This window comes from Desulfovibrio cuneatus DSM 11391, from assembly GCF_000430005.1.
Lineage (GTDB): Bacteria > Desulfobacterota > Desulfovibrionia > Desulfovibrionales > Desulfovibrionaceae > Frigididesulfovibrio > Frigididesulfovibrio cuneatus.
In genome coordinates this window covers 1-12,207 of record NZ_AUCY01000028.1, presented here as the reverse complement: position 1 = coordinate 12,207, position 12,207 = coordinate 1, and the positions used below count along the sequence as shown (strand labels likewise).

The window sequence follows — 12,207 nt, the reverse complement described above, 5'->3', positions numbered from 1 at the left end:
AAAACCCCCTCCACCACTTGGGTAAAGGGGGGAGTGAATGCACACAAACAAGGATTACAGGGCGGCTTTTGCGGCAGCCAGGGCTGCGTCAAAATTCACCTCATGGGTCACCTCGGGCACAACTTCAGCATGCACAATGACGCCATTTTTATCAACTACAAAAATAGAGCGGCTAAGGAGGCGCAATTCGTTAATGGCTACGCCATAGGCTTTGCCAAAGCTCAGGTCTTTGTGGTCGGAAAGGGTTGCCACGCGGTCTACCCCGGCAGCCCCGCACCAGCGTTTCTGGGCAAAGGGCAGGTCGCAGGAAATAGTGAGAATGGCTACGTTTTCACCCAGGGCAGAAGCTTCCTGGTTAAAGCGGCGGGTTTGGGTGTCGCACACGCCGGTGTCCAGGGAAGGCACAACAGAAATGAGCACAACCTTGCCCTTGTAGTCTTCAAGGGTTTTAGGGGCCAAGTCGTTGCTGAGCACGGTAAAGTTGGGAGCCTTGTCCCCTTTTTTCAGCGGCGTGCCGCACAGGTGCAAAGGGTTGCCAAGAAAGGTAACAGTAGTGTTGCTCATAATTTCTCCGTATTTTCGGGCAGAAGCCGTTAGTATTAAGAATGATTCTCAATATTAAACGAGGCCTGCATAAATGTCAATTTGGAAACGCTCAGTTATGAAGTTTGGAAAGGCCTGGGACACAGGTTCTGTGTATGACCATTTTTTGAAGCAGGAAGCGTTTCCCTTACATCTTAAACGGCCTTGGTCAAAGCAGCCTGTTCCACAACCTTTTGGCCTGCCGGGGTTTCCAGCACAGCGGTAAGAGCCGCCACAACTTCCTGGTCGTAGGCTCCTTTCTGGCTTTCAAGAATGCCCAGTACTTCATGCACTGGCAGGGCAGGGCGGTAGGCACGCGGGCGGGCCATGGCGGCAAAGGCGTTGGCCACTGCCAGTACCCGTGCATCAATGGAAATTTGGTCAGCCTGCAATTTTTGAGGGTAGCCTTTTCCATCAAGGCGTTCATTGAGCTGGTAAATGGCATCCACCACAGGCAACTCAAATTCAATGTTTTTCAATACCTGGCGGGAATGTTCCACATGCAGTTCCATTTCTGCTTTTTCTTCTGGGGTCAGCATGCCCGGCTTCAGCAAAATTTCCCGCGGGACAAACATTTTTCCGATTTGGGAAAGGTTGGCGGCTGCTTCAATGGTGGCAACGTTGGGGTCTGGCAGGCGCAACTGGCGGGCCATCAGGCTGGCTATGCTGCCCATAATACGTGAGTGCCCACCAAGGAAGGGGTCTGCCTGTTCAATGGTGCCTACCAGCGCGTCAATGGTTTGCTGCACTACGCGGCGGCTTTTTTCCTGTGTTTCCACAAGCTGGGTTATGTCGCGGTAAACGGAAACCACCCCTTGCGGTGTGCGTGTTTGTGAGTCGCGCATGGGGCTTTTGGTAATTTGGAAGATATAGCGCTTGGATTGCAGCCACAGCACGTCTTGTACCTGTGTTGGCTCGCCGGTCATAAGCACGTGCTGGTCTGAAAGGTTCAGGCGTTTTGCAGTATCAAAGCCAAGCACTGCTGCGGTATCCAGCCCGTTCACATCGTCTTCTTCACGCCCCACCACCTGGGCGAAGGCCTTGTTTACATAACGGTACACCCCTTTGGAATCCGTAAAGGAAATGGGGTCGTCCATGGTGTTGTTAATGCCGTCAAGGAGCTTTTTCTGGTTTTCAATAACTACCAGCAGCTCTTTAAACTGGGCGTTAATGTTGCCTTGTTCCCGCCCGATAAGCCACCACCATGTAGCGCTTATCATGAGTACCAGGGCCAGGGAAACGAGGCCTGCCAGTATATAGACAGTGCGCGCATGTTCCTGTGAGGCATGGGTTATGCGGCTGGCTTTTTCTTCAGCCACTACCCACCAGTCAATGGAGGAAAGGCGCATGCCGGAAGAATAGACAAGTTCCTCTGAAATGCTGCTCTGGCGCATGGTAAACACAAGGTTTGCGTCCAATTCGCCAAGGTTGGTCACCGGCTTAATTTGCAGCCCTTCCAGCATTATGGTTTGGTAGCCATTGCCTGAGCGCTGCACAAGGCTGAACCAGCGGTCTTTTTCTGTCATGTCCTGTTGCAGGAAGCTGTTCAGCACCGGGCCGATAATTTGGGAAAAAATGATGATAGAAGCTGGCTTTCCGCCTTGTTCTTCATACATGGGCGGGAACACAGGCAGGTACATTTCCAGGGAAAGACCGTTTCTGTTTTTGGTTATCGGCCCAAATGTGACCTTGCCCGTGCTGACCACTTTTTTTACCAGGGCCATTTGGGTTTCATTCAGTGGGGGCAGGCCTGTTTCCGTACTTAAGTATACCTCGCCCTTGCTGTTCACAATGCGCCCAGATTCGAAGTTGCGGTAAGAGGCAAATTCCACAAGCTGGGTGCGCATAAGCGGCAGGCGGGAAGAGGGCTGGTCGTCGTCATCCGCCGAGTCGCTTTTGCTGGTGTCGAACAGCAGCGGAATGTTGTCCATTTTGTCCACTTCAGAGGCAAACAACTGAATAAGCTCTGAATTGGCAAAGTGTTTGGCTTGGTCCACTGTCTGGTTAATCCAGCTGTTCATGGCAAAGGTGCGGCTTTCCACCTGGCTTTGCTGGCGGCTTCGCACATCTTCTTCAAGGGCAATGCGCGTGGAGCGTGCATTCTGGAAGGCGGCAAAAAAGACAACGCCTATAAGTACCAGAGTAATAAACACACCAAAAAGCAGCAGTTGCTTTCCCCTTCCTGTGGCAGACCGTGCTTCCATGGCCTTGAGTTTTGTTAACCCGCTCATGTGTTTCTCCAAACTGTTGGTATTCTTTTTGGTACGGCTTGTGGCGTTGCGTGCATGGCTGGCTTCCCACTTCCCCGCTACTTTTTCTTTGGTTGCTGCACTGGTTTTACATGCACCCAGCGAAACTCTTCATTGACTGAAAATTTTGGCGCGTAGTTGGTAAGTCTGCTATGCTGCAAAAGCAAGTTGGAAAGGCTATCCAGAACATACGCTTTATCATCAACAAAAACAACTAGCACAGCATGGCCTATGCCCCTGATGGTTTCCATAACCGCCACAATACGCATTTTGTGGGTTGGAACGCCAAGGTCGCGCAATGCATAGTATTTGGCAATGGCATAATCTTCACAGTCACCAGACTTCTTGAAAAACTCTTTGGGCGTAGCCCAATAGTCTTCAAGCCCCCAATTGGCGATGTCATTTTTGTAAGGCCATTGGTTAAAAAAGTTGTTAACGGCTTTGAGTTGATCCATTAAGGGTTGGCCCATAAGCTTTTCCCGCATGGGCAACCAGCGCTTGCGCACTTCTTCCGGCATACCTGTGCTGTTGCCTGCGCCGTAGGAAGGGGCCTTTTGCTCTTCTTTCAGCACCCGTTCCCATTTAGGAATGTTCTTGAGTGGCCCACGAAATTCCACATGCCCAAAAAGGTGTATTGGCTTTGGCTTGTCGGCAGGTGCTTCGGCTTTCGGGTCTGGCTCTGAGGCAGGTGTAGTTTCTTCAACTTCTTCTTCCACCTGGGGGGGGACCATACCTTCACCCGCTTTGTCGCCCACGGCAGAAGCCGGAGTACGGGGCTTTTTGGCTACGGGGGTATCCGGAGTTTCTTGGTCCAGGCCCAGAATGTCCTGGTGGTTTTCCAGGCTCAAGTTGGCAGCCCATACATTGCCAGGGGCCATGCCCAGCACGGAGAAGAATAACAACAGGCATGCATGCAGCAAAAGCCCTTTCACAGGACAAGGGAGCTCGCAAATGGCGTGTGCTGGGATGTTTGCAGGCGCGGCTGTTTTCATACGTGCGGTGGTGGCAAGGGTACCAGGCAAGAAAATGGAGGGTATGCGCCTGACGCTTCTGTAAAAAATTCTTCACAGCCGCAGCCGGGCAAGGGTTATTGAAGGGGACCGTGGTACGTGTTTTTACAAGTGCCAGTTATCTTTAAGGCAGGCCTCATGTAAACACGCACTAGTGTTCTGTCATGGCATTGTCCTGGGCGCGGCGCAATGGGCCAAGTATCCTGTCCAGTACAGAGCGTTTGTCCGTTAACAGGTCAATGCTTACTGTCATGCCGGGCATAATGGGCAATTCCTTGCCTTGGTACTTAATACTTTTGCGCGATGTTACAAGACGCACTTCATACCATGGGTCGCCGCGTTTGTCTGGAATTGTGTCGTCTGAAATGCGAGTAACCTTGGCAGGCAAGCCACCATAAATGTTGGCATCATAGCTGGAAAACTTGGCCATGCCCTTTTGGGAAATATACAGAAAGCCTCTGTCTGCCGGGGCAAATTTGGCCTCAATTTCCAGCACGTCATCTGAGGCAATGATTTGCATCAAAATATCGGCCGGGCGGGCAACGCTGCCTTCTTTTACATTAATGGCTTTCACTGAACCATTCACAGGAGAGCGTAATTCTGCCCGGCTCACTTGTTCTGTCCAGGTGTGTACCCGCAGTTTCAAAGCATCCAGTTCCATGCGGCTTTTGTTGCGTTCCAGGGCAATAGCGGCCTGGCGTTCAGCTTCCCGGGTGTTCAGGCGGTCTTCCGCTGCAACGGCGGCACTTTGCGCCCTGGCAATGGTTTGTTCTGCTCCGGCCAGTTCCCCTTCAATGGAAACAATGCGTTCTTGTAAATCGAGGTACTGAATTTGTGAGTAAGAACGCCCCACCAGTGGGCGCACTGTTGCTTCTTCGCTACGCAGAATTTCCAGGCTGCCCTGAAAACGCACCTTGTCTTGCAGTGCGGCTGCCACTTCCTGGCGGCGCTGCTCAATTTGAGCCCGTAATTGGTTATCTTCCCCTTGGAAGCGCTGCTCGTTACTGGTGAAAATATGCAATTGGTTTTGCGCTACCTGGGGGAATTCTGCCATTCTTTCCGCAGGAAATTCCAGTGGAATGCCTTCGGCTTCAGCCTTCAGGCGCAACAAGGCAAATTCCAGTTCTGATACGCGCTGTTGCAGTTCACGCAGGGCGCTTACGTCACCCACGTTTGCCACCACAGCTACCACCTGGTTGGCTTCTACCATATCGCCTTCATGCACACGCAGTTCAGAAATAGTGCCGCCCTTATCGCTTTGAATGTCGCGCACGCCAGCCGCAGGAATGACCTTGCCGTTGCCGCGCACCACATCTTCAATCATGGTAAAGTTGGCCCAAATATAGGTTAACACAAAAAACATAACAACCACAATGCTCAATGTAAACGCCAAGGGGTGCCCGCGCCGGTGCATGGCAGCGTCAACATCTCCCATGAATGTCATGTTCAGTGGGTCGCTTGATTTTTCCCAAAAAACGCTCATGCGGTATCCTGTTCCCTTCAAAAAGAGGTATGTGTTCTGGCTTGAGAGCATTTTATTTTGAAAATGCTCTGGTAAATGCATACGCATTTACCCACTGTGCAGGCGTAAGCGCAATTCACTTGCGCTGTTAAGCGCCAAAGCAGGCGTGTACTTAACTCCTGGAAACCATTTATTCGGTGGTCTTGGAGCCAATGGCCTTGCCTTGCTGGCGGGACTTGAACAACGGCTTCACAAGGTAAGAAAAGATGCTTTTTTCGCCAGAAAGGACATCAACAGTCACTGTCATGCCTACTTTTATGTCCAGGTTTTTATCCAGGTGGGGCAGGCGGGTGCTGCTGGTGCGCAGGCGCACAACATACCAGGCCTCACCTTTGTTGTCTTCAATGGTATCCGGGCTGATGGAAGCCACGGTAGCGGAAAGGGTGCCATACACGGCGGAATCGTAGGCTGAAACTTTGACGGTGGCGTTTTGCCCCACTGCAAGAAAGCCACGGTGGGCAGGGCGGAATTTGGCTTCCACCTCCAGGGTGTCGTCAGTGGGCACAATTTCCATAAGCAGTTCTGCTGGCCGAACCACGGCTTCTTCTTTCAAAAGAATACGTTTCACCACGCCGTGCACTACGGAACGCAGCTCCGAACGCTGCACAATGTCTGTGCCAGCCTTCAGGCGTTCAGTAATGCTGTTCAGTTCCTGGTGAAAGTCGTTAATGTCTTTGGCTATGGAGGCAAGCCGCTCAGATTCGCGGTTGTTCAGCGCATTTTGGGCTTCATCCACAGCGCTGATGGTGCGGGCAATATTCACGGCCAAGCTTTTTAAATCGCTTTCCATGGTGACAATACGCTGCTTCAAAGTCAGGTATTCCACCTGGGAATAGCTTTTACTTTGCACCAGGGGCAAAATGCTGGCTTCCTGTTTTTTCAGCAGAAGTAACTTTTTTTCATACTGTTCCCTGCGCTGGTAACTTTCAGCCAGTTCCAGCTTGCGCTGTTCCAGGGCAGAGGCAAGTTGCTTGCCTTCCCCGTCAAACTGGGCCCTGCGGGTTTTAAACAGCATTTCCTGGTCGTACACAACATCAGGGAACTGGGCACGCTGTTCTTCTGTAAACTCAAGGTCTTTGCCGTCTTGCTCTGCCCGAAGGCGCTGCAAGGCGAACTCGTATTCCACTTTTTTCTGGGTCAGTTCCTGGAACTCGCCCACAGCCCGTATGTTGGAAATGGTGGCCAGCAACGTGCCTTTTTCCACCAGTTCGTTTTCGCTTACCAGAATTTCTTTGATGATGCCGCCATCTTCGCTTTGTACAGGCTGCACACCCTGGGAGGGAATGATTTGCCCTTGCCCCTGGGTTACTTCGTCGCGGGTGCTGAACATTGACGCTATCAGAACGGCAATAAATAAGAGCACCAACCCCACGGAAAGGAAATAGGCAACGGGCGAGCCTTTGTAGGTACGCGCCGCATCAACTGTAGACATGAATTCCATGTCTTGCAGATCTCTGTTGTTTTCCTTGCTAAAAATATGAAGGAACTTCTTGATTGCGTTCATAATGGTTTGCCTATGCTTTCTGGCCCACGGCTGGTTGCCCGCCTGTTTTTGCGGCTGCGGCGGTGCGCAACTGCTCATTGCGCAGGGCGTTCAGTACAGCATTTTTCGGGCCATCTGCCACAATGCGTCCCGCGTCCATAACCACCAGGCGGTCCACAAGGTCAAGCATGCTCAGGCGGTGGGTTACCAGCAGCAGTGTTTTGTTCCCCATGGTGGCTGCAAGGCGCTGCTTCAGTGCCAGTTCAGAGCTGTTATCCATGTTACTGCTGGGTTCGTCCAGAATAAGAATGTCCGGGTCATTCAACAGTGCACGGGAAATGGCAACAGACTGCCGCTGCCCGCCAGAAAGGGACATGCCGCGTTCACCCACCGGCATACCAAAGCCTGCCGGGTGGGCGCGAATGAAGTCGGTAACACCGGCTATGTTGGCTGCCCGCAGAATCATGCGGTCGTCTGCATTGATGGCGCCAAAGGAAATATTTTCCCGCACTGTGCCGTAGAACAGGTAGTTGTCTTGGGAAACATACCCGCAGCGTGAGCGCACATCGACCATATCCAGTTGGCGAATATCAACGCCGCCCACTTTAACGGCTCCATCCGCAGGCTGGAACAGCCCCAGGCAAAGGCGGCCAAAGGTACTTTTGCCAGAGCCCATGCGGCCGATAATGCCCACCTTTTCGCCGGGGCGAATATGGATGCTGACCTTTTCCATGGCAAAGCGTTCAGAACCTGGGTACTTGAAGGACACGTCCTCAAAGGTAATGGAGTGCTCCAGGTAGCCAAAGTCCACAAAGTTTCCGCTTTCCGGCTTCTCTGTTTCCAGGTTCATGAGCAGGTCAAGCGATTTTAGCGCCATGCGTGACTGCTGCAGGCGTGAAAGCATGGAGGCAATTTGGGAAAGGGGGGCCATGGCGCGGCCTGCCAGCATGTTACAAGCAATCAGGCCACCCATGGAAAGCTTGTTTTCAGAAATAAGGTACACACCCCAGACAATAATAAACACGCTTACCAGTTGGGTAACGGCTATGGTCAGGGTAATGGTAAAGTTGGATACGCGCTTGGACTGGCTGTTGGAGCTTGCGCTCATGCCCACAACCCGCTCCCATGCGTGTTGAATGCGCCCTTCGGCCATGGTGGTTTTAATGGTTTCAAGGCCGTTAATAATTTCCACCAGCAGGGCGTTTTTCTGCATGTTCTCTTTGAAGCCCTTTTCGGTAACCGCTTGCAGCGGAAACTGCAAAAAGACACCGGTAAGGACCACTATGGGTACTGCAAGCAGGGGAATAAAGCCTATGGGGCCACCAATAAGAAAGACCAGCCCGATGAACAGGAACAGGAAGGGCAAGTCCACAATGGCCATAAGGGTTGTTGAACCGAAAAAGTCCCGTAACGATTCAAATTCACGCAGGTTGTTGGCCAGTGACCCTGTGGAGTCTGGCTTCACATCCAGGCGCATAGAAAGCAGTTGCTGCATCAGTCGGCTGGCCAGAATAATGTCGGCGTTGCGGCCTGCCACGTCCACAAAGTAGCTGCGCAGGTTTTTCAGTATAAAGTCAAAAATATAGGCAATGCACACGCCAATGGCCAGCATCCACAGCGTGTCTGTGGCACTGTTGGGCACAACCCTGTCGTAAACGTTCATGGTGAACAGCGGGCCGGCAATGGCCAGCAAGTTTACCAGAATACTTGCCCCGAAAACGTGGGAGTAAATGGGCAGAAAGTGGGCAAGGGTGCCCCAAAACCAGCGCTTGTGGTCCAGCAGACGAATTTCGCTGGCCCGTTTGTCCAGCTTTGGCTCTGGCTTGGCATAAATGGCATACCCAAGGTATTCCTGTTCCAGCGATTCACGCGAAACAGTGCGCCGTTCCATGCCTGTTTCAGGAAAAAGCACCTCAGCGGTTTCTTCTTCCAGCTTGGTCAGCACGCATGCTTTGTCGCCTTGCAACAATAATATACACGGCAGGGTAAGGGTAGAAATTTGGCTGAAAGACGGGCGGTACACTGTTCTTGCCCGCATGCCCGCTGCTTTTGCAGCCCGAATGCAGGCCGAGGGGTGCAGGGGGCCAGAAGACTTGGGGAGCCCCGCACTAAGCAACCGCGTGGAAACAGGCGTGCCGTGCAGGGTAAACAGCATGGAAAGGCACTGGATAAGCGGTGGGTCGTAGTCCACATCCGAAGGGTCGGGTGTGGCAGAGTTTTGACGCTTAAGCTGTTCTATTTCCGCCTGGGAAAGGGGGCTGGGCCCCTGGGCTGCTGGGGCACCTTGCCCGCCGGGGGCACTGGTAGCGTTGGGGCTACTGGGTGCGCCAAGGGCAGCATAAGGGCTTTGCACAGGTGGCTGTGCAGGAGCTTGCGTGGCTGTTTGGGCAGAAGGAGCAGGCGCGGCCTGTGTGCTGGCAGCTTCATTTGTGGGGGAAGTTTCCGGGGTGGTTGCTTCGGTGTTGTGGGAAGAGGTTGTCACCGTGTTATCCTCGGGATGCGGCAGTTTATTGACGCCCTATGCTATATGTGGCTGAACAGTCAATTGTAGGGAAATAATAGTATGGACATTCCTATTTAGACCTCTTCTTGTACCGCACTTCAAAAACTTAGCCAAGTGTTTATTCTGTCATTTGTTTGAAGTTTAGCAAAATTTCTATCATTATAGTAGGTCGTGGTTACATTTTTGGCAAGAAGCTTCAGAGTGAAGCAAGTATTTATGTTGCATTTGTACGCATACTTGTTTATATTCCTCAAGAATTGAATTAAAAGTTGTTGAGCAATGCACTTTGGCAAGCATTTTGCAAAAGTGAAAGCACGACGCTTTTGCGCCAATAAAATGTCGAGATGCTCGATTATGAGGAGTTTCCTATGAAGTCACTTTCTTTGCACTGGGCTGCTGCACTTGCACTTTTTGCTGTGACAGCTTTTGAGCCTTCTGTTTCTTTTGCTGCGGGTTCTGCCATTACCCTCAAAGACACTATTTCTTCAACTTTGGGGTATAACCCAAACATCAAGGCTTTTCAGGAATACCGGCAAGCTGCTGAGCATGACCTGAAGCGTGCCAGAAGTGGCTGGTTCCCCCGTGTGGATGCACGTGGTGGGTACGGTGTAGATGACTGGCATGACCGTTCTTCCCGCACGGATGGCCGCGCCGGCACTTTCTACGGTCGTAGTGAAGCTGGCCTGACCATAAGCCAGACCATTTGGGATGGCATGGCTACCTGGAACCGGGTAAACATTGGGGAAAGCCGTCTTGAATCTGCCAAGCAGCGTCTTTATGACAACGCAGAAGCTTTGGGCCTTGATGCTGCCCTGGCACACATTGAAGTGTATCGCCAGCGCCGCATTGTAGCCCTTGCCGAACTGAACGTGCGCAACCACCAGCGTATTCTTGGTTCCCAGAAAGAGCGCCAGGTTTCCGGTGCTTCCACCATGGCAGATGTAACACAAATTGAAAGCCGCCTTGCCAGAACGCAGGCCTCTCTGGCTGAAAGCCGTTCTGCCCTGGAAGTGGCCATGGCCAATTACCAGCGCCTTACCGGCAAAGCCCCTGCTGAAGTGGCAGAACCTACTGCCCCTGGCGAAGCATTGCCCAGCCTTGAATCTGCTCTTGCCCGTTCCATGGCTGGCAACCTGAAAATCAAGGCATTACAGTCCGACGTAAGCTCTGCCGATTCACAGGCCGAACTGGATAAAGCGTCTTTCTATCCGCAAATTTTCCTTGAAGCTGGCCCAAGCTACCGCTGGCGTGTGGAAAGTTCCACCGACGATGCATGGGGTACTGCTGTGATGCTTCGTGCCAACTGGAACCTGTTTAACGGTGGTTATGACTGGTACAACGTTCGCGGCAGCAAAGCCCGTGCCCGTCAGTCCAAGCAGGAACTTGCTGCCCTGCGCGACAGCCTGAGCAATGAAGTTGCCAGCACCTGGAGCCAAATGCTTTCCGCCCAGGAACAAGCTCGCCACTTTGCCAATGCTGTGCAGTACAGCACCAAAACCCGCGATATGTACCTGGAACAGTTCAACGTTGGGCAGCGCTCCTTGTTGGACGTGCTTGACTCTGAAAACGAATTGTTCAGCTCCTCTATCCAGTTCGTTACTGCCCAGCAGAACGTAACCGCTGCCAAGCTGCGCCTGATGACACTTGGTGGAGCGTTCCTGGAATCTTTCGGCCTGAACCGTTCCGCCCTGGCCATTAAAACAAAATAGGTTTTAAGCGGCTATGAGAGTATTAACCATACAGCACCGGCACAGTGTGTTTGTTTGGTAGAAAAAGTCGCCCTTGGCTGTGCCAGGGGCGACTTTTTCTTTCCAGTTCAGGGGTTTTGTAGGCTGGCGTGTTTATTTTGCAAGGTACGCTGCGCACTTGCCAGAAGTGGGAATGCCGGGATATAGTCATATACCATTTCCCCTCACGGTCTTGTTGCATCTTTCATACATTCCACACGTGCAGGCACACTGCATGGTAAAGGTTATGGATATGTCTAATACTGATACTTTTGATGACGAGGATGTCATTGACCTGCTTGACGTAGTGGCACCTGGTAAAGGTGAGGCGCAGTTGCAGGCAAATGCTGATGACCCAGAGTTTGCCCCTTTTCCTGACCCCACTCCGGAAGACCATGTGGTGGACCCGCACGAAGAATTGCAAATGCCTGGGATGGATGACCTCGACAGCCTGCTGAAGTCCTTGGGGGCAGAGAATAATGCCCCGCCCAAGGCTGGAGCCGGGGCCAAGGCCCAGGCCGCACAGGTGGCAGAAGCGGATGTGGATGCTGATACGCTTGGGGTACGCCTTGATGCTGGCCCGGTAGAATCAGCCGACTCTGATGCCTTGGATGCCGATTCCTTGCTTAACGAACTGCTGGGCGGTGGGCCTGCCCCTGCGGCAAAAACAGCCACTGCTAAGGGTGCTCCTGTGGAGTCGAGTGCCCCGGCGGTTCCTCTGGATGATGAATTTGAGAGCCTGCTGGGTGAAATGGCCGTTTCGGCATCGCCTGCTTCTTCTGTGGCTGCGGATGCGCACGATGGTGCAGCCCTGTCCATTGCCGAAGAAGCCGCACCGGATTTTGGCTCTGACGCTATGGACGATGACCATATACGCAAGCTTGATGCCATGTTGGATACCATGTTGGCAGACGCTCCCCCCACACCTCCATCTGTGGCACCAGTGGCCCCGGCTGCTCTTGCGGCACCCACACAACAAGCGCCAGAACTGGCTCCTGTGGCTGGCCCTGAGGTTGCGGCTTTGGTGCAGTTGCAAGAGCAATCTACTGCCCAGGCCGAGCGCATAGCCGAGCTGGAAAAGGCCGTGGCAGAAGCTGCCGCCGCCCAGGCAGCGCAAGCAGCCCAGGCCGA

7 protein-coding genes and 1 pseudogene are annotated in these 12,207 nt (G+C 52.7%); 2 read left to right on the top strand and 6 right to left on the bottom strand.

From position 1 onward, the window contains the following. Window positions 1-54 precede the first annotated feature (54 nt). The 6 genes from tpx to G497_RS17365 all read right to left on the bottom strand — a co-directional run bounded on the left by tpx (window position 55) and on the right by G497_RS17365 (window position 9,001). The gene (tpx, locus tag G497_RS0108305; protein ID WP_027187801.1) at window positions 55-564 is read right to left on the bottom strand and encodes a thiol peroxidase; all 510 of its coding nucleotides are present in this window, start codon (window positions 562-564) and stop codon (window positions 55-57) included. Between the two features lie 173 nt (window positions 565-737). Then, window positions 738-2,813 (bottom strand): HD domain-containing phosphohydrolase, encoded by a 2,076-nt coding sequence (locus tag G497_RS17375; protein WP_051257971.1) that lies wholly within the window; start codon window positions 2,811-2,813, stop codon window positions 738-740. Window positions 2,814-2,890: 77 nt separating this feature from the next. Then, a complete protein-coding gene (locus G497_RS17370; RefSeq protein ID WP_169726987.1) occupies window positions 2,891-3,733 on the bottom strand; it encodes a transglutaminase-like cysteine peptidase in 843 nt (280 codons plus the stop codon). 259 nt (window positions 3,734-3,992) lie between these two features. Further along, window positions 3,993-5,324, bottom strand: coding sequence for an HlyD family type I secretion periplasmic adaptor subunit (locus G497_RS0108290; protein WP_027187800.1), 1,332 nt, complete (start codon window positions 5,322-5,324; stop codon window positions 3,993-3,995). A 169-nt stretch (window positions 5,325-5,493) separates the two neighbouring features. After that, complete coding sequence (locus tag G497_RS0108285) at window positions 5,494-6,795, bottom strand: HlyD family type I secretion periplasmic adaptor subunit (protein ID WP_169726986.1); 1,302 nt, start codon at window positions 6,793-6,795, stop codon at window positions 5,494-5,496. An 82-nt stretch (window positions 6,796-6,877) separates the two neighbouring features. Continuing rightward, entirely contained in the window at window positions 6,878-9,001 is a 2,124-nt protein-coding gene (locus G497_RS17365; RefSeq protein ID WP_156908009.1) for a type I secretion system permease/ATPase, read from the bottom strand. Window positions 9,002-9,717: 716 nt separating this feature from the next. On the opposite strand from G497_RS17365, the gene G497_RS0108275 reads away from it, so the two are divergent. Next, a complete protein-coding gene (locus tag G497_RS0108275; protein WP_027187798.1) occupies window positions 9,718-11,058 on the top strand; it encodes a TolC family outer membrane protein in 1,341 nt (446 codons plus the stop codon). A 271-nt stretch (window positions 11,059-11,329) separates the two neighbouring features. After that, window positions 11,330-12,207, top strand: a pseudogene (locus tag G497_RS0108265) (hypothetical protein); the annotation flags it as partial.